The following is a 20,690-nucleotide window of genomic DNA, read 5'->3' as shown; positions in this document are numbered from 1 at the left end:
TAAAATGCGCGCCCGGCTAACCGCTGATCCTTTTCTAACGCGCCCCACAAGGTTCGCTACGTGATCGAGTTCCAAAACGTCCACAAGACTTACCGCGTCGCCGGTAAGGACATTCCCGCGCTGCACCCGACCAGTCTCTCGATTGAGAACGGTCAGGTCTACGGCCTGATCGGCCATTCCGGTGCGGGAAAAAGTACCCTGCTGCGTCTGATCAATCGCCTGGAAGATTCCAGCGGCGGCAAGATCTTCGTCGACGGTGAAGAAGTCACCGCGCTCGACGCCAAAGGCCTGCGCCGTTTCCGTCAGCAAGTCGGGATGATCTTCCAGCACTTCAACCTGTTGGCCTCGAAGACCGTCGCCGACAACGTTGCGTTGCCGCTGACCCTGGCCGGTGAGTTGTCGACCAGCGAGATCAATCAGCGTGTGGCTGAACTGCTGGCGCGCGTCGGTTTGTCCGACCACGCCAAAAAGTACCCGGCGCAATTGTCCGGCGGCCAGAAGCAGCGCGTCGGCATCGCCCGCGCCCTGGCAACCAAGCCAAAAATTCTGCTGTGCGACGAAGCCACCAGCGCCCTCGACCCACAGACCACGGCCTCGGTGCTGCAACTGCTGGCCGAGATCAATCGTGAGCTGAAGCTGACCATCGTCCTGATCACCCACGAGATGGACGTGATTCGTCGCGTCTGCGATCAAGTGGCGGTGATGGACGCTGGCGTGATCGTCGAGCAAGGTTCGGTGGCCGATGTGTTCCTGCATCCGCAGCACCCGACCACCAAGCGTTTTGTCCAGGAAGACGAGCAGGTCGATGAAGGCGAGCAGCGTGATGATTTCGCTCACGTGCCGGGCCGTATCGTCCGTCTGACCTTCCAGGGCGAAGCGACCTACGCGCCTTTGCTCGGTACTGTCGCCCGGGAAACCGGGGTCGACTACAGCATCCTCGCCGGTCGCATCGACCGCATCAAAGACATCCCCTACGGGCAATTGACCCTGGCCGTCACCGGTGGCGACATGGAAGCGGCCTTCGCCCGCTTCACCGCCGCTGATGTCCACATGGAGGTGCTGCGTTAATGGAAATGTTCGACGCTGCAATCAAGAATTACGACGCCGCGATAGAAGCCATCAAGCTGTTCTTCCAGAACATCGACTGGCTGGAAATCGGCCTGGCGACCAACGACACCATGATGATGCTCGGCGGCTCGCTGCTGTTCACCGTGTTGCTCGGCCTGCCGCTGGGCGTGCTGCTGTTTCTCTGCAGCCCGCGCCAGTTGCTGGAAAACCGCGTTCTCTACGCGATCATGTCGTTGGCGGTGAACATCCTGCGTTCGCTGCCGTTCATTATTCTGTTGATCGTGATGATCCCGCTCACCGTGCTGATTACTGGCACGTCGCTGGGCGTGGCCGGTGCGATTCCACCATTGGTGGTGGGCGCCACGCCGTTCTTCGCGCGTCTGGTGGAAACCGCGCTGCGTGAAGTCGATCGCGGCATCATCGAAGCGACCCAGGCCATGGGCGCGACCACGCGGCAGATCATTCTCAACGCATTGCTGCCAGAAGCCCGTCCGGGCATCTATGCAGCGATTACGGTGACGGCGATTACACTGGTTTCCTACACGGCAATGGCCGGTGTGGTCGGCGCCGGTGGTCTGGGTGACCTGGCGATCCGTTTCGGCTACCAGCGTTTCCAGACTGACGTGATGATCGTCACCGTGGTGTTGCTGTTGATTCTGGTGCAAGTGCTGCAGATGGTCGGTGATCGACTGGTCGTGCATTTCTCGCGCAAGTAACCGGTTTTATATTGAACAGATGAGCCGGCCATTCGCTGGCAGGCGCCAGACGGGCGCCTCAAAAGGAGTTAGCTGAATGAAAAAACTGATCGCTGCCTTTGCTGCCGTTGCAGCATTCTCGGCCCACGCCGAAACCCTGACCGTAGCCGCTACCCCGGTGCCGCACGCAGAAATCCTAGAGTTCGTGAAGCCGGCGCTGGCCAAAGAAGGCGTGGATCTGAAGGTCAAGGTCTTCACCGACTACATTCAGCCGAACGTGCAGGTTGCGGAAAAGCGTCTGGACGCCAACTTCTTCCAGCACCAGCCGTACCTCGATGAGTTCAACAAGGCCAAGGGCACCGACCTGGTCGCCGTGACCGGCGTGCACCTGGAACCGCTGGGCGCTTACTCGAGCAAGCTCAAGGATCTGAAGGACCTGCCAAGCGGCGCCAACGTGGTCATCCCGAACGACGCCACCAACGGCGGCCGTGCGCTGTTGCTGCTGGCCAAGGCGGGCGTGATCACGTTGAAGGATCCGACCAACATCCTGTCGACGGTCAAAGACATCGCGACCAACCCGAAAGACCTGAAGATCCGTGAACTGGAAGCCGCGACCATCCCGCGCGTGCTGACCCAGGTCGATCTGGCGCTGATCAACACCAACTACGCGCTGGAAGCCAAGCTCGATCCGTCCAAGGATGCGCTGGTGATCGAAGGTAACGACTCGCCATACGTGAACATCCTCGTGTCCCGCCCGGACAACAAGGACAGCGACGCGATGAAGAAACTGGCTGCAGCCCTGCACAGCCCGGAGGTGAAGCAATTCATCACCGAGAAGTACAAGGGCGCGGTATTGCCGGCGTTCTGATCGCTCTTTCGGCTTGATCGTGCCCATGCTCCGCGTGGGCATGCATCCCCGGACGCTCCGCGTCCGCTGGGACGCAGAGCGTCCCTTGCTGCATTCCCACGCAGAGCGTGGGAACGATCAAAGGAAAAGGGGACGCCATGAGCGTCCCCTTTTTTTGTGTCTTGGACCTGCTTTGAAGCTACCCCTCACCCCAGCCCTCCCGAAACGTGGGACCGCCCAGAGGGAGAGGGGGCCGATCGAGGTGTCTTGCGTTCTACATCGACCTGAAAGATCCAGTCGATTATGGATTCGGCAAAGCACATCGACCTGAAAGGTCTTGGCGATTATGGATTCAAAGCAGGACGTTCAATTCGGTGTGGCTCCCCAATATCCCCCAATCAGTCCCCTCTCCCTCTGGGCGGTCCGACGTTTCGGGAGGGCTAGGGTGAGGGGCTTTTCGCTTTTCAGCTTTTATTTGCGGTTAAGCATCACCGGCAGCTGCGCAACCAGTTTGGCGTTGTTCAACGGTGCCCGAATAAACCCACGCTGCGTGCCATCCGGGCCGATCACCGCGAGGTTGCCGCTGTGATCCACGGTGTAATTCGGCTTGCTGGTATCCGCCGGAATAAACGGAATACTCACCGCATTCGCGACCTTCTGCAGCTCTTCAATCGAGCTCGGCGTCAGGCCGATGAACTGCGGATCGAAGTAGCCCAGATACTGCTTCAACTGCTTCGGGTTATCACGGTTCGGGTCAACGCTGACCAGCACGATCTGCAACTTGTCCACAGCGTCTTTCGGCAATTCACTCTTGATCTGTCGCAGCTGTGCCAGCGTGGTCGGGCAGATGTCCGGGCAGAACGTGTAGCCGAAGAACAACAGGCTCCACTTGCCCTTCAACTCGTCGATGGCCACCGGTTTGCCGTCCTGATCGGTCATCGTCACGTCTGGCAGGGTGCGGCTTTGCGGCAGCAGGATGATGCCAGCGTCGATCAGCGCTGTCGGGTCGCCCTGGCCCTTGCCGCTCAGCACTTTGTTGACGGTCAGGCCGAGGATCAGCGCGATCACGGCGACGAGAATGAAGACGGTTTTCTGGGTTCGAGTCATAGGTTCAACAGTAAGTAGTGGTCTACGAGCAGGGCAATGAACAGCAGAAACAAGTACCAAATAGAGTACTTGAAGGTGTTGATCGCCGCGTGCGGCCGAGTGCCACGGTACAGCACCACGGCCCATTGCAGAAACCTTGCGCCGAGGGCGAGCGCGCAAACCAGGTAGAGCACGCCGCTCATGTGGATCACGTATGGCAGCAGACTCACCGCCAGCAGCGCAAACGTGTACAGCAGAATATGCACCTTGGTGTAGTGCTCGCCGTGGGTGACCGGCAGCATCGGGATGTCAGCCTTGGCGTATTCCTCTTTGCGATGAATCGCCAGCGCCCAGAAGTGCGGTGGGGTCCAGGCGAAGATGATCAGCACCAGCAACAGGGGTTCGGCGCTGACGTGGCCGGTGGCGGCAGTCCAGCCGAGCAGCGGCGGAGCGGCGCCGGCGAGGCCGCCGATGACGATGTTCTGCGGCGTCGCGCGTTTGAGGAAACCGGTGTAAATCACCGCGTAACCGAGCAGCGAGGCCAAGGTCAGCCAAGCGGTCAGCGGATTGGTGAAAGTCAGCAACAAGGCCTGACCGAGCAGCGCCAACACCAACGCAAAGGTCAGCGCTGCGGCGGGCGACACCCTTCCTTCAGCGAGGGGCCGTTTGTGCGTCCGCGCCATCACTGCATCGATGCGCCGATCAACCACATGATTGACCGCCGCCGCGCCACCGGCACACAGCGCAATCCCCAGATTGCCGAACACCAGCACCGTCCACGGCACCCCGGCGCGGGTCGCGAGGAACATGCCGACCAGCGAGGTGATCAGCATCAGCACCACGACTTTCGGTTTGGTCAGCTCCAGATAATCACGCCAGATCGCCTGATGCGGACGTTCGCCAATCAGAATCGCCACGGCGTTTCTCCTTTTATTGTGATGGGCGCGGCGGAATGTTTGCGCGGGCTCAGGCGCCAGCGCGCGAGCACCGGTTGTTTGACCCGGATCAGGCTGGTGCGCGCGTGGTAATTGACCAGCACCATGGTCAGCAGCAGCGCCGCACCACCAGCGTTATGCGCGACCGCCACTGGCAACGGCAGATGGAACAGCACGTTGCTGATGCCGAGGGTGATCTGCGCCGCGAGGGCGATCAGCACCAGACCGGCCAGCCGCGTCATGCCAACCACTTTCAATTGCCAGGCCAGACCGAGCAGCACCAAGGTCACCAGCAGCGCGCCGATCCGGTGAGTCAGATGAATCGCCGTGCGCGCATCACTGTCGAGTTGCCCGCCGAGGTAATTCGGGCCGATGTGTTGGGTCAGGTGAAACCCATTGGCGAAATCCGCCGGCGGCAGCCATTGGCCGTGACAGGTCGGGAAGTCGATGCAAGCCACCGCCGCGTAGTTGGAACTGACCCAGCCACCCAGCGCTATCTGGCCAATCACCAACAATAATCCCGCCGTCGCCCAATACTGCAAACGCTTGGGCACGGTCAGTGCCGGCAGCACACCGGACAATCGCAACGTCAGTAAAAACAACAGACTCAAGGTCGCAAACCCGCCGAGCAAATGCCCGGTGACTACCTGCGGCCAGAGCTTGAGCGTCACCGTCCACATGCCGAACGCCGCTTGCGCAAACACCACCGCCAGGAGAAACAGCGGCAGCTTCAACGGCTGCCCTGGATGCCGACGATTGACCCACGCGCGCCCGGCGAGAATCGAAATGAGCAGGCCGAGGGTGCCGGCGAAGTAGCGGTGGATCATCTCGTTCCAGCCTTTGTGCGCCTCCACCGGCGAGTCCGGGTAATGCAGTTCGGCATGGGCCAGTTGGGCTTCGCTTTTCGGTACGCTGATAAAGCCGTAGCAACCCGGCCAGTCCGGACAACCGAGACCTGCGTGGGTCAGGCGCGTATAGGCGCCGAGCAGCACCACAATCAGGGCCAGCAGGGTGGCAAACAGCGCGAGGCGAAATCCAGGTTTGGCCATGACGATGCCCTTATCCGATGTTCGACAGTTTCAGCAGATGACGCAGGTCGTTGAGCAGATCCTTGCCTTTCACATTCGGCTCGTAACGCAGTACGAGGTTGCCGTGCGGGTCGATGATCCACAGCTGCGGCGTGGCTTTGTCGCCGGTGGTTTTACTGAACGTGGTGGCGTCCAGCGGATAGCGCTGCAGCTGTGGATATTCGCGGCTCAGCTTGGCGTCGTAATCAGCGCTCACCGGTTGCGCAACCGCGAGGGCATGACTGGCGCGGCCGGCATCGCGGCCCAGACCGATCTGAATCTGCCGCGCCAGATAGACCAGTTGCTGGCAGTCCACCGCGCAATCCTTGGGTGCGGTAACCAGCATCTGCCAGCGCTCTTCATCAGCCTGCACGCCGAGGTCGGCGCGGGTCTGGCCATTGCCTATCAGTTCGCCGTGATAGCTGCGACCTTCCGGCACCCAGAACTGCAACTTGTACATGCCGGTGGCGAGCACCATCGGGCCAATCACGCCGAGCAAGATCAGCAGCAATTGAATGCGCCCGCGACGACGGGTGGCGGCAGGTTTCGCCTCAGACATGCTGGGTGGATTCATGGCCGTTCCCATGGTGTTTCTCCTTTGCGTTGTGCAAGCCCAAATAGACGTAGAGGCCGAGCAGGGCGGTGGCCATGGCGAACCACTGCACGGCGTAACCGAAGTGTTTTTCCGGGCCCATGGCAACCACCGGCCAATCGGCCTCGTAGCTGGCCGGGCCGGGCTCGGCGCGTAATTCGTAGGCGAAGCCGTCACGCTCGAGGGTTTTCCACAGCTTGGCGGGTTCGACGGCGGTGATGGTTTGCGGCCAGGTGTTGCTGACCGGATCGGCGTGCAACTGGAAGGTCGCGCCGGGGGCCACATAGACCCAGGCATCGACATTCAACGCCTCAGTCGGCGTGGTGAATTGCGGCGGAACCCGGCGATCCGGCCACGGTAACCAGCCGCGATTGACCAGCACCCACAAACCGCTGCGTTGATCCTGAAACGGTTGCAGCAACTCGACGCCGACCTTGCCGTTACGCTGGCGGTTATCCAGCAACAGACTGTGCGCGGCATCGAACTGGCCGTGCAGATGCACGCGACGGTAAGCCGGATCAGCGCTGTTAAGGAGTTCGCTGCTGGCCATCGGTTCGGCCGCGCGGCGTTCGGCGTAACTGGCGAGCAGGGCGGTTTTCTCGGCGCCCCGGCTCAATTGCCAGAAGCCCAGCGACACCAGCAGCGGCAGCAACAGCGCCACCACCACGGTCGGTATCACGCCCGGGCGAAAACGCTTCATGGCTGCGCCACAAATTCAGTCATTGCGATCGCTATACTCAATTGCATCGCCTGTCCCCCGGAGTTCTTCCCATGCTCAAAACAGCGATCGTCCTGATGCTGATTGCCACGGTGATCAGCCTGTTCAGCGGCCTGTTTTTCCTGGTCAAGGACGACAGCAGTTCCAATCGCCTGGTCATCGCCTTGAGTGTTCGGGTGGCACTGGCCGCTGGCACCGTCGGCTTGATCGCCTGGGGCTTTTACAGCGGCCAATTGGTGTCCCACGTGACGTGGTAGACACTAGCTGCAAGTGGCAAGCGGCAAGCCACAAGTTAAAAGTCTTACCGCTTTGCCTTGAAGCTTGCAGCTCGCAGCTTTTGTTGTGGCTTGCAGCTGTTGTTAAAGTACGTAAACGAAGATAAAGAGGCCGATCCACACCACGTCGACGAAGTGCCAATACCAGCTCGCCGCTTCGAAGCCGAACTGGTGCTCGTTGTCGAAGTGGCCCTTCATGATCCGCATCAGCATCACAAACAGAATGATCGTGCCGATGGTCACGTGGGCGCCGTGGAACCCGGTGAGCATGAAGAACGTTGCGCCATAAATGCCCGAGCCGAGGGTCAGGCCCAGTTCGTGGTAGGCGTGAATGTATTCCTCAGCCTGAAAACCGAGAAACGCGCAGCCGAGCAACACGGTGATCGCCAGCCAGATTTTCAGTGCGCCGCGATGACCCTTCTTCAAGGCATGGTGGGCGATGGTGATGGTCACGCTGGAGCTGACCAGCAAAATCGTGTTGATCAGCGGCAGGCCCCACGGGCTGATGACGTCCTTGGGTGGCGGGAACAGTTTTGGATCTGGCGTGTGCAGCAGCGGCCAGGTGAACTGGAAGTTTGGCCACAGCATGTGCGCGATGCCTTTCGGCCCTTCGCCACCGAGTGCCGGCCCGGACACGTGGCGCACATAAAACAGCGCGCCGAAGAAGGCGACGAAGAACATCACCTCGGAGAAGATGAACCAACTCATGCCCCAGCGAAACGAGCGATCCAGCTGCGCGCTGTAGAGTCCCGCACGGCTTTCCTTGATCACCGCCCCGAACCAGCCGAACAGCATGTACGCCAGCAACAGGCCACCGACGAAAAAGATGTACGGGCCGTGGGATTCCGGGCGCGTCGCCTTCAGATCGTTGAACCAGACGGCGAGGCCGTACACGGTAATGGCCATGCCGAAGGTGGCGATGATCGGCCATTTGCTCTGGGCCGGAACGTAATAGTGCTCATGAGTTGCCATTTATTGTTCTCCTTATCGGGCACGCTCAACCGCCAGTGTTTACTGCCACCGGTGGATGTCGGGCGGTGATATCGAACAGCGTGTAGGACAGCGTCAGGTGCTTCACATCCTTGGGCATGTCGCGGTCAACAATGAAACGCACCGGCATCTCGATCTGCTGACCGGGCTGCAGCACCTGCTGGGTAAAGCAAAAGCACTCGGTCTTGTGGAAATACGCCGCCGCGTTGCTCGGCGCGATACTCGGCACGGCTTGCGCGCTCATCGGTTTGTCGGTGGGGTTGCGCGCGATGAAGATCATTTCGTTGACTGCACCAGGGTTGGCGGTGAGTTCGTCATGTTTGGGATAAAAATCCCACGGCATGTCGACGTTGTTGGTCGAGAGAAACTGCACGCGCACCTGGCGCGAAGTGTCGACCACTTGCTCGCCCTCGTACTGCCCGGCGGTCTTGCCGTTGATACCGAAGGCTTTGCACATCACGTCGTAGATCGGCACCAGGGCAAAACCGAAGACAAACATCGCCACCACGACACCCAGCAGGCGGGTGACGAGTTTTTTCGTCGAGATCGAGTCAGCCATGGTTGATGCCTCGCTCCAGATCCCTTGTGGGAGCGAGCCTGCTCGCGAAGCAGACAACTCGGTGCATCAGATAAACCGCGTCATCGTTCTTCGCGAGCAGGCTCGCTCCCACAGGGAGATCCGTGTTCATTTCACTTCCGGCGGTGTAGTGAAGGTGTGATACGGCGCCGGTGATGGCACGCTCCACTCCAGACCTTCCGCGCCATCCCACGGTTTGGCCGGTGCTGGCGGGCCGCCGCGTATGGTCTTGATCACAATGAACAGGAAGAAAATCTGCGTCGCGCCAAACATGAACGCACCAATCGACGAGACCATGTTGAAGTCGGCGAACTGCAGGTTGTAGTCCGGAATCCGTCGCGGCATTCCCGCCAGTCCCACGAAGTGCATCGGGAAGAACGTCAGGTTCATGCCGACGAACGACAGCCAGAAATGCAGCTTGCCGAGGGTTTCGTCGTACATGTGGCCGGTCCATTTCGGCAGCCAGTAATAGGTCGACGCGAAGATCCCGAAGATTGCTCCCGGCACCAACACGTAGTGGAAGTGCGCGACCACAAAGTAGGTGTCCTGATACTGGAAGTCCGCCGGGGCGATGGCCAGCATCAGCCCGGAGAAACCGCCGATGGAGAACAGGATCACGAACGCCACGGCAAACAGCATCGGCGTCTCGAAGGTCAGCGAGCCTTGCCACATGGTGCTGGCCCAGTTGAACACTTTCACGCCGGTCGGCACCGCGATCAGCAGCGTCGCGTACATGAAGAACAGCTCGCCCACCAACGGAATGCCGACCACGAACATGTGGTGCGCCCAGACGATGAACGACAGGAAGGCGATGCTCGCCGTCGCGTAGACCATCGAGGTATAGCCAAACAGCGGCTTGCGCGAAAAGGTCGGGATGATCGAGCTGACCGCGCCGAAGGCCGGCAGAATCATGATGTACACCTCGGGGTGCCCGAAGAACCAGAACACATGCTGGAACAACACCGGGTCACCGCCACCGGCAGCGCTGAAGAAACTGGTGCCGAAGTGGATGTCCATCAGCATCATCGTCACGCACCCGGCCAGCACCGGCATCACTGCAATCAGCAGGAACGCGGTGATCAGCCAGGTCCAGACGAACAGCGGCATTTTCATCAGGGTCATGCCGGGGGCGCGCAGGTTGAGGATGGTTGCGACCACGTTGATCGCGCCCATGATCGAACTGATGCCCATCAAGTGGATGGCGAAGATGAAGAAGGTCACGCTTTCCGGCGCGTAAGTGGTCGACAGCGGCGCGTAGAACGTCCAGCCGAAGTTCGGCCCGCCACCGGGGGTGAACAGGGTCGACACCAGGATCAGGAACGCCGCCGGCAACAGCCAGAAGCTGAAGTTGTTCATCCGTGGCAGGGCCATGTCCGGCGCGCCGATCATCAACGGGATCATCCAGTTGGCGAGGCCGACGAAGGCCGGCATCACCGCACCGAAGACCATCACCAGACCGTGCATGGTGGTCATCTGGTTGAAGAACGCCGGCTCGACGATTTGCAGCCCCGGCTGAAACAGTTCGGCGCGAATGACCATCGCGAACGTACCGCCGAGCAGGAACATGGAGAACGCAAACCACAGATACAGCGTGCCGATGTCCTTGTGGTTGGTGGTCAGCACCCAGCGCATCAGGCCTTTGGCGGGGCCGTGGGCGTGGTCGGCATGACCGTGGTCATCGATGACAGCGCTCATGGCCGGTCTCCTTTACGTGAGTGGACGGGGCAGGCCGGGGCGCGCTGCCCCGACCGGTTCACGAAGTACGCGATAGACCGGCTCATTTGCTTTCCGCCTGTTTCAGCTCCAGCACTTCTTTTGGCGTGACCATGTCGCCCTTGTTGTTGCCCCAGGCGTTACGTTCGTAGGTCACGACCGCTGCGATATCGACTTCCGACAGTTGCTTGCCGAACGCCGCCATGGCGGTGCCGGGCTTGCCATGGAAGACAATGCTCAAGTGGCCTTCTTTCGGTCCGGTGGCGATTTTCGAGCCTTTGAGCGCCGGGAACATCGGCGGCAGGCCCTGGCCTTCGGCCTGGTGACAGGCGACGCAAGTGGTGTGGTAGATCTTGTCGCCACGTTCCTTGAGTTCGTCGAGGGTCCATTCCTTGCTGGTCAGCTCTTTGAGCTGCGCGGCTTCGGCTTTACGGTCGGCGAGCCACTTGTCGTAGTCGGCCTTGTCCTTGACCTCGACCACGATCGGCATGAAGCCGTGATCCTTGCCGCACAATTCGGCGCACTGGCCGCGGTAAATGCCGGGCTTGTCGATGCGCGTCCACGCCTCGTTGACGAACCCCGGGATCGCATCGCGCTTGACCGCGAAGGCCGGCACCCACCAGGAGTGGATAACGTCGGCGGAGGTCACGAGGAAGCGCACCTTGGCGCCGGTTGGCAGCACCAACGGCTTGTCGACCTCGAGCAGGTAATGCTCGCCCTTGGCTTCCTTGTTGTGGATCTGGTCGGCGGGGGTGGCCAGGTTGCTGAAGAACTCAACGTCCTGGCCCAGGTATTTGTAGTGCCACTTCCACTGATATCCGGTGATCTGGATATCGATATCCGGCTCACTGGTGTCGTACATCTTGATCAGGGTGGCGGTCGCCGGCACGGCCATCGCCACCAGAATCAGCAGCGGTACGACGGTCCAGAGAATTTCGACGGTGGTGCTTTCGTGGAATTTTGCGGCGACCTGCCCGGTAGAACGGCGGTGCACCATCATCGACCAGAACATGGCGCCGAAGACGATGATCCCGATCACCACACAGATCCAGAAAATGGTCATGTGCAGGTCGAATACTGCGTGACTGATTTCAGTCGCTCCAGGCGCCATATTCACAGTCCAGGCAGCGTGTGCCGGGCTGAAAATCGACCACAACAGGAGGCCCATCCAGACGTGTGGATGTCGCATCATTGCGGGTTCCCCTTATCGTTCTTGTTATCCCGCCGGCTTTCGCCTGCGGCAAGGGAGCGGCTGCATCAGACTACGAACTTGAATCGCCGGGCCTTGCTGCGGGTGCAGTCGGGCGTCATCAGCTAACTCCATTCATTGGCGAGTATAGACAGCGTCGGAGAATTGCAATGTGCCGTGGCAAATCATCTGAAACAGCTGGCACTTGCGTTCAAGGTCACGAATGGAGAAGGATGCAGACGAGAGGTGGCTAATCGATATAACGCCGGCGCATCAAGGATGAAATAATTATGACAAATGCGTCTTAGCATTTTTCGTAAGCCAGCTAACTTATGTCTTCCCTATTTCATTGCCTTGTTCCCTGGAGTTTTCATGAACACCGCCGCATTGCGCGAGCAGATCCAAAAAGCCCGACAACACGAAAACGAAACCGGACGGCTGACCCGTCAGCTGGAAGAACAACTGCCTCACCTGCACCCGTCGATCCAATTGCCGGAGACGGATGCCAAGGCTGTACTGACGCGTTTTGTCGAAGCCTACATCGATGAAGTACCTGACCTGCTGGACGCAGCCAATGAAGTCGCCAGGGAAGCGGGAATCGAGTCACAGATCAAACCGGTGTTGAAAATCGCCGAGCAGTATTTCCTCCAGCCTCCTGTTGGCCTGGAACATCTGCTGGACGAGGCCTATCTGGCGCACCGTTTTGTCGAAGAGGTCAATGACCTGTACATCAAACATTTCGGCCAGCCACTGATCCCCTTGGACATGACGGTCGCCAACCTGATTGCTCACCAGTTGCTCGGTGAGAAATTTGCCAACGAACTGGATGAAGTCGTGCACCACGCGGTAGACAGCATGCTCGACGACGACAGCTTTGCGCTGGAATCGGTAGAAGCCTACCGCGACAAACTCAGCAGCCCGGACACCGGCGCCGCGTGGAAACGCTGGCCGTGCATGGGTCGCCGACTGGGTGTGGGCCTGGAGCTGGATCAGCCTGCTGCGTAACCCTCATACGCCCTGGATCCAATGTGGGAGCGAGCCTGCTCGCGAATGCGTTCGACCATTCAACATCTGCGTTGACTGATGTACCGCTTTCGCGAGCAAGCTCGCTCTCACAGGGGTTGTTCTCAAAAACAGTTGGTTAGCCAGCCGCGCCGATCCCGGTGGTGGTCCGAATCCGCCCCTCAAGCCTGCGCTTCAGCCCGCGCGACTCAATCAGCAGCTTCGAGCCCTTCGCCGCATTCGCCCGGCCCCATTCCTCCAGCAACTCCAGACACGAATGGTCGATGTAGCTCAGATTATTGAGCGGCACATGCACCGTCGTGCCCACCGGAATACTGCCCAGCACTTGCGTCAGCGCCGGCACCTTGAGGAACGTCGCCGCACCGACCAGACGCAATTCCATCTCACCGTCCTGCGGCAGGTCGATCAGGCTGATCTTCAGCCGCGAGGCCTTGAACGCCAGCTTCAGCAGGGTCAGACCGAAGCCGAGCAGCACACCGATCAACAGGTCGGTGAAGATGATCGCCAGCGCCGTCGCCGCGTAGGTGAACATCGGCATCCGCCCATAACGGCTCAAACCACGGAAGGCTTTCAAATCGACCAGTTTGAAACCGGTGTACACCAGCACCCCCGCCAGACTCGCCACCGGAATGCTCTGCAGCACGCTCGACAACAACAGCACGAATGCCAGCAGCCACAGGCCATGGAAGATCGTCGAATAACGCGTGGTCGCACCGGCCTGGACGTTAGCCGAACTGCGCACGATCACCCCGGTCATCGGCAGCGCGCCGACCAGACCGCAGAGCATGTTGCCGACGCCTTGCGCTGACAGTTCACGGTCAAAGTCTGAACGCACGCCGCTGTGCATGCGATCCACCGCAGCGGCGGATAACAGGGTTTCCGCACTGGCGATAAACGCCACCGCGAACGCGGCGATCAGCAGCGTTGGATCAGCCAGGCTGAGCAGGTCTGCCGGCTTCAACCAATCGATGGCTTCCGCCAGATTCGCCGGCACTTCCACACGTTTGACCTGTAAGGCCAGCATCAAACTGGCAACCGTCGCCAGTCCCACCCCGAGCAGCGCGCCGGGAATAAAACGCAGCGAATGCGGACGGAATTTTTCCCACAGCCACATCACCGCAATCGTCGACAGCCCGAGCAGTCCGGCCTGCCAGCCGAACGACGGTAAGGCTTGCGCCACCGCTGCCGGAAACGCCGCGAGGTTATCCAGCCCGGACGGCTTGGGCGCTGCATCGAGCATTACATGCACCTGCGACAGCACGATCAACACGCCGATTCCGGCGAGCATGCCGTACACCACCGCTGGCGCCGTAACCCGAAACCAGCACCCGAGCTTCAAGCGCCCGGCGACCAATTGCAGAAAACCGGCGAGCAGCAGAATCGGCCCGAGCATCTCGATGCCGTGCTGGCGCACCAGTTCGAAGACCAACACCGCCAGACCCGCCGCCGGCCCGCTGACCTGCAACGGCGAACCTGCCAGCCAACCGACCACCAGACCACCGATGATCCCGGTGATCAGCCCCTTGGCCGGCGGCAACCCTGAGGCAATTGCAATGCCCATGCACAGCGGCAGGGCGACCAGAAACACAACCACTGAAGCGAGCAGCTCCCGTGGCAACACCGCTTTCAATTGAGCCGCACGCATGGCGATTCTCCCGAAGTTTTCTTCAGGCATGGCAAGGCCGGGCCGCTGAATCAGCGACCGGCGTCAAACCACACAGATGTTTAGGAGGATTTAGAAGCGCGCTTTGGGCGTCGCCACCGGAATCGGATGGCTGCCATCGAGCGGCAGGAAGCGTCCCTGGTCCGCGTCGTAAGCTTTGATTTCGCTGGTTTCGATGTTGTAGACCCAGCCATGGATGAACAGATGACCGTTCGCCATGCGCGAGGCTACCGAAGGATGGGTACGCAAGTGCTGCAATTGGGCGATGACGTTTTCCTCGGTGAGGATCGGCATGCTTTCTTTTTCGTCGGCGCAGTGACAGTTGTCATGCACCATGGTTTTCGCGACTTCGGCGTGGCGCAGCCAGGCTTTGACCGTCGGCATTTTTTCCAGGCTGTCCGGGTTGAGCACCGCACGCATGGCGCCGCAATCGGAGTGGCCGCAGATGATGATGTGCTGCACGCCGAGGGCCAGCACCGCGTATTCGATCGCGGTGGAAACGCCGCCGTTCATCTGGCCGTAAGGCGGGACAACGTTGCCGACGTTACGGGTCACGAACAGATCGCCCGGGGAACTCTGGGTGATCAGCTCAGGGACGATGCGCGAATCGGCGCAGGTGATGAACATCGCTTTTGGCGCCTGGGCCGTGGCGAGTTTCTTGAAGAGTTCTTCCTGCTGCGGGAAGACCTCATGATGAAAATGCAAAAAGCCGTCTACGATCTGTCGCAGCGCTGCATCGGCGGATTCCGCTTCAGGGGTTTGCGCCGACGCAGCCAACGGCTGTTTATCCTTGTCACTCATGATTCATCCTCTTTGGCGGATTAGGGGAGTCGTTCCCATGTATTCCGGTATGAAGCCAGTGGCTGTTTAAAACATCCGGGTCATCCCGACCCGTCAGTCACTCGATGAACAAGGTAGCCGCCGAAACTTAACTCAAACTGAATCAAACGCTCTAGAACGTGTGTTCCAGGTCACAAAAAACGTGACTGGGTGATTTCGGCGGAAGGATTCCAACCCCTCAACCATAGGCTAATTGTCGCTAAATCAGCGACATCTGGCGACCCGGCGGACAGAAGGCCGTGCAGTCGAGGTTGTAGCCTTCGCGGTGATTAAGGCCAAGACGTTTAATGGCCTTGGCGAATCGTTGCGCGAGCAGGTCGGCGAACGGTCCTTCGCCGCGCATGCGTGCGCCAAAACGACTGTCGTAGAGCTCGCCGCCACGGCTCTGGCGAATCAGACTCAGCACGTGCGCGGCGCGTTGCGGATAGTGCGCCGCCAGCCATTCTTCAAACAACGGCGCCACTTCCAGCGGCAGGCGCAGCATCATGTACGCCGCACTTTGCGCCCCGGCGGCATGGGCTTCGGTGAGCAGGTTTTCGATCTCGCTGTCGTTGATCATCGGAATCATCGGCGAACACAGCACGCCGACCGGAATCCCCGCCTCGCGCATCACCCGGATCGCCCGCAATCGTGCTTTCGGCGCCGCTGCACGAGGTTCGAGGATGCGTTTAAGTTCGTCGTCCAAGGTGGTCAGGCTGATCATCACTGCCACCAGCCGCTGCTGCGCCAGCTCGGTGAGCAGGTCGAGGTCGCGCAGGATCAGTGAGCCTTTGGTGATAATCGTCACCGGATGCTTGTAGCGCAGCAACACTTCGAGGGTCTGGCGAGTGATCTTGTGCTCGCGTTCGATCGGCTGATACGGATCGGTGTTGGAGCCCAGATTGATCGGCGCGCATTGATAGCCGCGTTTGCTTAGCTGTTCTTCCAGCACTTGCGCAGCGTTGGTCTTGGCGATCAACTTTGTTTCGAAATCCAGCCCCGGCGACATGTCCCAATAGGCGTGACTGGGTCGCGCGTAGCAGTAGATACAGCCGTGTTCACAGCCGCGGTAAGGATTGATCGAACGGTCGAAGGGAAGATCCGGAGAAGTGTTGCGGGTGATGATGGTTTTCGCCGTTTCGATCATCACTTCGGTGTTTTGCGTCTCGGGCACTTCCTGGTACCAGCCGTCATCCTCGGCCACCGAGCGATGCGGCGCGAAGCGGTTGTGCGGGTTGGTCGCGGTGCCGCGTCCGCGTGGTGGCAATGGAGTAGACATGAAAACGCCCCGATACTGTGTGCATATACAGTATCGGGGCGTTGTACATCTGGCTAGTGCCGTCGGGCGACTGGTCAGTTGTGTTGCGTCACCTGACCGAGGTCATCGCCGGAGGTGTGTTTCATATCGTCCTTGCGCAAATTGGCGACATCGGCGGCTTTCACCGGTGCGCCTTTATTGCCCCAACTGCCACGGATAAAACTCACCACGTCCGCGACTTCCTGATCCGACAGCCGCCAGGCGAAACCGGGCATGGTGAACGTGGACGGGGCGGTGTGCGTCGCCGGCAGCGTACCGCCCTTGAGCACAATGTTGATCAGCGACGTAGGGTCATCCGATTGCAGCACCGGATTGCCTGCCAGCGCCGGGAACACTCGCGTGTAGCCGTGACCGTCGGTGCGGTGACACGCCGCGCAGTTGTCGATGTACACCGAGGCACCGCGTTGGCTGTCGTCACCGTTCCACAGGGCTTTGGCGGCTTTCTCATCGTATTGATGCGGCTGATCGTTGGGATCATTGGCCGGCAAAGACTTGAGGTAGCGGGCGATGGCGGTCAGGTCTGCGTCGGTCATGTATTGCATGCTGTGGGTGACCACATCGCTCATGCCGCCAAACACAGCGCTGCGGTCGCTGCGCCCGGTCTTGAGGAACTGCACCAGTTGTTCCTCGTTCCAGCCGCCGAGGCCATCCTTGTGATCGCCGCGCAGACTCTTGGCGATCCAGCCTTCCAGCGGCGCACTGCCGGCGAGGAAGGTTGCACCGTCAGCGGCGCTCAGGGATTTTTCCTGCATGGTCAGCGCGCGTGGCGTATGGCAGGCACCGCAATGGCCGAGGCCTTCAACCAGATAGGCGCCACGGTCGATCACCGGGTCGGTACTTGTCGCTTTATAGTCCTCGACCTTCGGCGCAAACATCCAGCGCCAGCCCATCAACGGCCAACGCATGCTCAACGGCCACGGAATGTCGCTGGCCTTGTTCTCCTGCGCGACCGGTTCAACGCCGTGCATGAAGTAAGCGTACAGCGCCTGCATGTCGGTTTCGCTGACACGCGCGTAGGACGGATACGGCATCGCCGGGTACAAGGTACTGCCGTTTTTGGCGACACCATGACGCACGGCCTGATCGAAATCCTCGAAGCTGTATTCACCGACGCCGGTTTTATCCGGGGTGATGTTGGTCGAGTAGATCGTGCCGATCGGGGTTTCCATCGGCAGGCCACCGGCGAACGGCTTGCCGTTCTTGGCGGTGTGGCAGGCCACGCAGTCGCCGGCGCGGGCGAGGTATTCGCCTTGTTTGATCAACGCCTGATCAACTTCAGCCGCGTGGATTGAGGCGCTGCCGAGCAGTGCCAACGTCGCGATAACGAAATTCTTCATGGTCATCGCTCCTTAAGCCTGAACCAGCGGGCCGGGGTTTTTCAGGTATTGCTCGCGGATTGCCTTCGCCGACCAGTAGGTCAGTGCAGCCACCAGACCGGTCGGGTTGTAACCCAGGCCCTGCGGGAACGCCGAGGCGCCCGGAACGAAGACGTTGTGCACGTCCCAGCTTTGCAGGTAGCGGTTCAAGGCGCTGGTCTTCGGATCGGTGCCCATGATCGCGCCACCGTTGAGGTGGGTAGTCTGATAAGCCGCCGTGTTGAAGTGATCACCGACTTTCTTGCCGATTACCGCAATGGCTTTTGGGCCCATCGCTTCGGCGACCTTGCCCATTTTCTCGACCATGAAGCGGTTCATCTTGATGTCGTTTTCCTGCCAGTCGAAGGTCATCCGCAGCAGCGGCAAACCGTAGGCATCGCGGTACACCGGGTCGAGGTCGAGGTAGTTGCCGCGGTAGGACTGATGCGCGCCGTGGGCGTCCATCGACACCTGGTGGGTGTAGTAATCGGCGGTCGCGCGTTTCCAGTCACTGCCCCAGGCCGGTGTGCCCGGCGGGTTTGAGGTGCCGGCAATCGGTCGGCTGCCCGCTTGGTTGACCCACATCGGCGAGCCGCCGACGAAGCCGTGCGGGCCGTGGTCGAAGTTGTCGGCGTTGAAGTCGTCCAGCGCCACGCCGTTGCCGCCAGCGCCGATGAAGTTGTTGGTGTGGGTGTCCTTGTCGAAGAACGCCTTGATGGTCGCCATGTTCTGGTAGGCGAAGTTACGCCCGACGACGCCTTCGCCAGTCTTCGGGTCGTACGGTTTGCCGATGCCGGAGAGCAGCAGCAAACGCACGTTGTGCAACTGGAACGCGCCGAGGATCACCAGGTCCGCCGGTTGCTCGATCTCACGACCCTGAGCGTCGATGTAGGTGACGCCGGTGGCTTTGCTCTTGGTGCTGTCGAGGTTGATCCGCAGCACGTGGGCGTTGGCGCGCAGCTCGAAATTCGGCAGCGGCTTCAGCGCCGGCAGAATGTTCACGTTCGGCGAGGCCTTGGAGTACATGTAGCAAACATAACCGCTGCAGAAACCGCAGAAGTTGCAAGGACCCATCTGCGCGCCGTAAGGGTTGGTGTATGGCCCGGAGGTGTTTGCCGAAGGCAGGTTGTAGGGTTTGTAACCGACCTCTGTAGCCGCTTTGCCGAATAGCTGTGCGGACACGGTGTTCTTCTGCGCTTCCAGCGGGAACGGGTTGGAGCGATCCGGCGCGTAAGGGTTACCGCCCTTGCCCTGACCGACCAATTGACCTTTCACCGTCCACGCCTGACCCGAAGTGCCGAAGACTTTTTCGGCGAAATCGAAAAACGGCTCCAGCTCTTCATAGCTGACGCCGAAGTCCTGAATGGTCATGTCCTTGGGGATAAAGCTTTTGCCGTAGCGTTCTTCGTAGTGGCTGCGCATGCGCAACTCGATCGGGTCGACCCGGAAGTGCACGCCCGACCAGTGCAGGCCGGCGCCGCCGACGCCATTGCCCGGCAGGAACGCACCCAACTGGCGGTTCGGCAGAGCGATGTCGTTGACGCTGTGGCGAATGGTGACGGTCTCTTTGGATATGTCCTGAAAGAGTTTTTTGCGCACGCTGTAGGTGAGCTCGTCGATCACCTGCGGATAGTTGCCGTCGGGGTAGGTGTCCTGCATCGGCCCGCGCTCCAGCGCCAGCACGTTGAGACCCGCCTCGGTGAGTTCCTTGGCCATGATCGCGCCGGTCCAGCCGAAACCGACGATAACCGCATCTACCTTCTTCATTACCGTTGCCATGCTTACGCCCTCTCGCCGCGGATCGAAACTGCCGGGAAGGGGTATTGCTCGTTGCGTTCCACCCAATCCATGAAATCGGCGCGGGCGCCGGGGAAGCCGATCATGGTCCAGCCGACCATGCCTTTGTTGCCGCCATGGATCGGGTCACAGAAGAACCCTTCCTTGGTGTTTTGCAGCAGCAGATTGAAGAAAATCTTCGCCGGAACGCTATCGAATTGCGGCTTGCCAGCTTCCAGTTGCTTAAGCAAATCGTCTCGGGTAGCGCTGTCTTGCTCAGCAAATACTTTACCGTTGAGGGATTTTGCCCACTGATCCGTGGCGGCGATGCCGAGGCGATAGATCTCTTTGGGCACCAGTTTGCTCTGCCAGCCCATTTCCGGCGGGGCGTCGGCGTTGAACGGGCCTTGCATGTACCAAAGGGCGCCGGCGGCGTACGGCGTGTTCATCTGACGGTCGATGTATTCCGGCACGCCGGCTTCGAGCGCGCCCGGGCCTTGGGCATCGTTGGGAATCAACTGCGCGACGGCGGCGTTGATGAACGCCCATTCTTCGGCGGTGAAGTAGCTCGGCTGGTAGCCACTGGCATCGGTGCGAGCGGGTTGTGGCGCGGGCGCAGCCGGCGCAGCTTCGGGCGCCGCTTGCAGCACGCTGCTGCCCAGACCGGTCCCGGCCAGGGTGACCACGGGAATCAGAGTCAGGGATTTGCGTAAAAACTCACGCCGCGGGTTGTCTCGATCTTGATCAGACATGGGGGGAACCTCATCAGGCATTAAGGGTTGCAGCCATTTCTGCGAACGGCTTGAGGGTTTGTTGTCGCGACGGGAACGGATTTGACCTTAAAAAACGGGACACGCCTGCAACATGATGTGACAAATGGTAGCAGGCTAAGCATCCGGATGAATCGATTCATTGGAAAAAAGACCGGTTTCAACCGATGAAATCGACGAAACCCTGCAGATTCACGTTTCTTTGACATGCGCC

Annotated in this window: 20 protein-coding genes; 5 read left to right on the top strand and 15 right to left on the bottom strand. The window is 60.2% G+C overall.

Features of this window, described 5'->3' with window-relative positions; genetic code table 11:
• Positions 1-60: 60 nt before the first annotated feature.
• From ACQ4OE_RS14025 to ACQ4OE_RS14015, 3 genes are all read left to right on the top strand, one after another.
• Complete coding sequence (locus ACQ4OE_RS14025) at positions 61-1,068, top strand: methionine ABC transporter ATP-binding protein (RefSeq protein WP_007911748.1); 1,008 nt, start codon at positions 61-63, stop codon at positions 1,066-1,068.
• Between the two features lie 5 nt (positions 1,069-1,073).
• Positions 1,074-1,784 carry a methionine ABC transporter permease gene (locus ACQ4OE_RS14020; protein WP_172680176.1) on the top strand — a complete coding sequence of 237 codons (711 nt, stop codon included), beginning with the start codon at positions 1,074-1,076 and terminating at the stop codon, positions 1,782-1,784.
• A 76-nt stretch (positions 1,785-1,860) separates the two neighbouring features.
• On the top strand, positions 1,861-2,631 hold the full coding sequence (locus tag ACQ4OE_RS14015) for a MetQ/NlpA family ABC transporter substrate-binding protein (RefSeq protein ID WP_122593150.1): 771 nt from the start codon (positions 1,861-1,863) through the stop codon (positions 2,629-2,631).
• A 450-nt stretch (positions 2,632-3,081) separates the two neighbouring features.
• Here the strand turns inward: ACQ4OE_RS14015 and ACQ4OE_RS14010 are convergent, their stop codons facing one another.
• The 5 genes from ACQ4OE_RS14010 to ACQ4OE_RS13990 are packed head-to-tail and all read right to left on the bottom strand — an operon-like array spanning position 3,082 to position 6,990.
• Positions 3,082-3,717 carry an SCO family protein gene (locus ACQ4OE_RS14010; protein ID WP_430946966.1) on the bottom strand — a complete coding sequence of 212 codons (636 nt, stop codon included), beginning with the start codon at positions 3,715-3,717 and terminating at the stop codon, positions 3,082-3,084.
• Positions 3,714-4,613, bottom strand: a complete 900-nt coding sequence (gene cyoE / locus ACQ4OE_RS14005; RefSeq protein ID WP_430946965.1) for a heme o synthase — start codon at positions 4,611-4,613, stop codon at positions 3,714-3,716. Before cyoE ends, ACQ4OE_RS14010 begins: the two co-directional genes overlap by 4 nt.
• A complete protein-coding gene (locus tag ACQ4OE_RS14000; protein WP_122593157.1) occupies positions 4,601-5,680 on the bottom strand; it encodes a COX15/CtaA family protein in 1,080 nt (359 codons plus the stop codon). The genes cyoE and ACQ4OE_RS14000 overlap by 13 nt, the downstream gene beginning before the upstream one ends.
• Positions 5,681-5,690: 10 nt before the next feature.
• Positions 5,691-6,284 carry a hypothetical protein gene (locus ACQ4OE_RS13995; RefSeq protein WP_122593159.1) on the bottom strand — a complete coding sequence of 198 codons (594 nt, stop codon included), beginning with the start codon at positions 6,282-6,284 and terminating at the stop codon, positions 5,691-5,693.
• Positions 6,250-6,990, bottom strand: coding sequence for an SURF1 family protein (locus ACQ4OE_RS13990; protein ID WP_430946964.1), 741 nt, complete (start codon positions 6,988-6,990; stop codon positions 6,250-6,252). Before ACQ4OE_RS13990 ends, ACQ4OE_RS13995 begins: the two co-directional genes overlap by 35 nt.
• A 71-nt stretch (positions 6,991-7,061) precedes the next feature.
• Here ACQ4OE_RS13990 and ACQ4OE_RS13985 point away from each other — a divergent pair, with 71 nt between their 5' ends.
• Positions 7,062-7,265 (top strand): twin transmembrane helix small protein, encoded by a 204-nt coding sequence (locus tag ACQ4OE_RS13985; RefSeq protein WP_047299208.1) that lies wholly within the window; start codon positions 7,062-7,064, stop codon positions 7,263-7,265.
• 102 nt (positions 7,266-7,367) lie between these two features.
• Here ACQ4OE_RS13985 and ACQ4OE_RS13980 read toward each other — a convergent pair whose 3' ends face one another.
• The 4 genes from ACQ4OE_RS13980 to coxB all read right to left on the bottom strand — a co-directional run bounded on the left by ACQ4OE_RS13980 (position 7,368) and on the right by coxB (position 11,755).
• Positions 7,368-8,255 (bottom strand): cytochrome c oxidase subunit 3, encoded by an 888-nt coding sequence (locus ACQ4OE_RS13980; protein WP_122593163.1) that lies wholly within the window; start codon positions 8,253-8,255, stop codon positions 7,368-7,370.
• 25 nt (positions 8,256-8,280) lie between these two features.
• The gene (locus ACQ4OE_RS13975) at positions 8,281-8,832 is read right to left on the bottom strand and encodes a cytochrome c oxidase assembly protein (protein ID WP_430946963.1); all 552 of its coding nucleotides are present in this window, start codon (positions 8,830-8,832) and stop codon (positions 8,281-8,283) included.
• A 126-nt stretch (positions 8,833-8,958) separates the two neighbouring features.
• The gene (gene ctaD / locus ACQ4OE_RS13970) at positions 8,959-10,545 is read right to left on the bottom strand and encodes a cytochrome c oxidase subunit I (protein ID WP_007911725.1); all 1,587 of its coding nucleotides are present in this window, start codon (positions 10,543-10,545) and stop codon (positions 8,959-8,961) included.
• An 82-nt stretch (positions 10,546-10,627) separates the two neighbouring features.
• Positions 10,628-11,755: a cytochrome c oxidase subunit II gene (gene coxB / locus ACQ4OE_RS13965; RefSeq protein ID WP_122593169.1), complete on the bottom strand. Its 1,128-nt coding sequence runs from the start codon at positions 11,753-11,755 to the stop codon at positions 10,628-10,630.
• Between the two features lie 369 nt (positions 11,756-12,124).
• Between coxB and ACQ4OE_RS13960 the strand changes: the two genes are divergently transcribed.
• Positions 12,125-12,757: a hypothetical protein gene (locus ACQ4OE_RS13960; protein WP_122593171.1), complete on the top strand. Its 633-nt coding sequence runs from the start codon at positions 12,125-12,127 to the stop codon at positions 12,755-12,757.
• Between the two features lie 136 nt (positions 12,758-12,893).
• On the opposite strand, the gene ACQ4OE_RS13955 is transcribed toward ACQ4OE_RS13960, so the two are convergent.
• The 6 genes from ACQ4OE_RS13955 to ACQ4OE_RS13930 form a co-directional block, all read right to left on the bottom strand.
• Entirely contained in the window at positions 12,894-14,420 is a 1,527-nt protein-coding gene (locus ACQ4OE_RS13955) for a SulP family inorganic anion transporter (RefSeq protein ID WP_430946962.1), read from the bottom strand.
• Positions 14,421-14,510: 90 nt separating this feature from the next.
• The gene (locus ACQ4OE_RS13950; protein ID WP_064116616.1) at positions 14,511-15,239 is read right to left on the bottom strand and encodes a carbonic anhydrase; all 729 of its coding nucleotides are present in this window, start codon (positions 15,237-15,239) and stop codon (positions 14,511-14,513) included.
• Between the two features lie 238 nt (positions 15,240-15,477).
• Positions 15,478-16,536: a PA0069 family radical SAM protein gene (locus ACQ4OE_RS13945; RefSeq protein ID WP_430946961.1), complete on the bottom strand. Its 1,059-nt coding sequence runs from the start codon at positions 16,534-16,536 to the stop codon at positions 15,478-15,480.
• A gap of 74 nt (positions 16,537-16,610) precedes the next feature.
• The gene (locus tag ACQ4OE_RS13940) at positions 16,611-17,912 is read right to left on the bottom strand and encodes a c-type cytochrome (protein WP_430946960.1); all 1,302 of its coding nucleotides are present in this window, start codon (positions 17,910-17,912) and stop codon (positions 16,611-16,613) included.
• Positions 17,913-17,924: 12 nt separating this feature from the next.
• Positions 17,925-19,709 carry a GMC family oxidoreductase gene (locus ACQ4OE_RS13935; protein ID WP_430946959.1) on the bottom strand — a complete coding sequence of 595 codons (1,785 nt, stop codon included), beginning with the start codon at positions 19,707-19,709 and terminating at the stop codon, positions 17,925-17,927.
• Between the two features lie 2 nt (positions 19,710-19,711).
• Positions 19,712-20,458, bottom strand: a complete 747-nt coding sequence (locus ACQ4OE_RS13930) for a gluconate 2-dehydrogenase subunit 3 family protein (protein ID WP_430946958.1) — start codon at positions 20,456-20,458, stop codon at positions 19,712-19,714.
• Positions 20,459-20,690: the final 232 nt, after the last annotated feature.

Origin of the sequence: Pseudomonas sp. WC2, from assembly GCF_050586545.1 — a bacterium.
Taxonomy (GTDB): Bacteria; Pseudomonadota; Gammaproteobacteria; order Pseudomonadales; family Pseudomonadaceae; genus Aquipseudomonas.
The sequence above is the reverse complement of the archived record's forward strand: the minus strand, read 5'-3'. Positions and strand labels throughout refer to the sequence as shown.

Excerpts from the sequence above, each read along its gene's own strand:
- ACQ4OE_RS14020 (WP_172680176.1), top strand. The coding sequence starts at position 1,074 with ATGTTCGACGCTGCAATCAAGAATTACGACGCCGCGATAGAAGCCATC.
- ACQ4OE_RS14015 (WP_122593150.1), top strand. The coding sequence starts at position 1,861 with ATGAAAAAACTGATCGCTGCCTTTGCTGCCGTTGCAGCATTCTCGGCC.
- ACQ4OE_RS14010 (WP_430946966.1), bottom strand. The coding sequence starts at position 3,717 with ATGACTCGAACCCAGAAAACCGTCTTCATTCTCGTCGCCGTGATCGCG.
- ACQ4OE_RS14000 (WP_122593157.1), bottom strand. The coding sequence starts at position 5,680 with ATGGCCAAACCTGGATTTCGCCTCGCGCTGTTTGCCACCCTGCTGGCC.
- ACQ4OE_RS13995 (WP_122593159.1), bottom strand. The coding sequence starts at position 6,284 with ATGGGAACGGCCATGAATCCACCCAGCATGTCTGAGGCGAAACCTGCC.
- ACQ4OE_RS13990 (WP_430946964.1), bottom strand. The coding sequence starts at position 6,990 with ATGAAGCGTTTTCGCCCGGGCGTGATACCGACCGTGGTGGTGGCGCTG.
- ACQ4OE_RS13985 (WP_047299208.1), top strand. The coding sequence starts at position 7,062 with ATGCTCAAAACAGCGATCGTCCTGATGCTGATTGCCACGGTGATCAGC.
- ACQ4OE_RS13980 (WP_122593163.1), bottom strand. The coding sequence starts at position 8,255 with ATGGCAACTCATGAGCACTATTACGTTCCGGCCCAGAGCAAATGGCCG.
- ACQ4OE_RS13975 (WP_430946963.1), bottom strand. The coding sequence starts at position 8,832 with ATGGCTGACTCGATCTCGACGAAAAAACTCGTCACCCGCCTGCTGGGT.
- ctaD (WP_007911725.1), bottom strand. The coding sequence starts at position 10,545 with ATGAGCGCTGTCATCGATGACCACGGTCATGCCGACCACGCCCACGGC.
- coxB (WP_122593169.1), bottom strand. The coding sequence starts at position 11,755 with ATGATGCGACATCCACACGTCTGGATGGGCCTCCTGTTGTGGTCGATT.
- ACQ4OE_RS13960 (WP_122593171.1), top strand. The coding sequence starts at position 12,125 with ATGAACACCGCCGCATTGCGCGAGCAGATCCAAAAAGCCCGACAACAC.
- ACQ4OE_RS13955 (WP_430946962.1), bottom strand. The coding sequence starts at position 14,420 with ATGCGTGCGGCTCAATTGAAAGCGGTGTTGCCACGGGAGCTGCTCGCT.
- ACQ4OE_RS13950 (WP_064116616.1), bottom strand. The coding sequence starts at position 15,239 with ATGAGTGACAAGGATAAACAGCCGTTGGCTGCGTCGGCGCAAACCCCT.
- ACQ4OE_RS13945 (WP_430946961.1), bottom strand. The coding sequence starts at position 16,536 with ATGTCTACTCCATTGCCACCACGCGGACGCGGCACCGCGACCAACCCG.
- ACQ4OE_RS13940 (WP_430946960.1), bottom strand. The coding sequence starts at position 17,912 with ATGAAGAATTTCGTTATCGCGACGTTGGCACTGCTCGGCAGCGCCTCA.
- ACQ4OE_RS13935 (WP_430946959.1), bottom strand. The coding sequence starts at position 19,709 with ATGGCAACGGTAATGAAGAAGGTAGATGCGGTTATCGTCGGTTTCGGC.
- ACQ4OE_RS13930 (WP_430946958.1), bottom strand. The coding sequence starts at position 20,458 with ATGTCTGATCAAGATCGAGACAACCCGCGGCGTGAGTTTTTACGCAAA.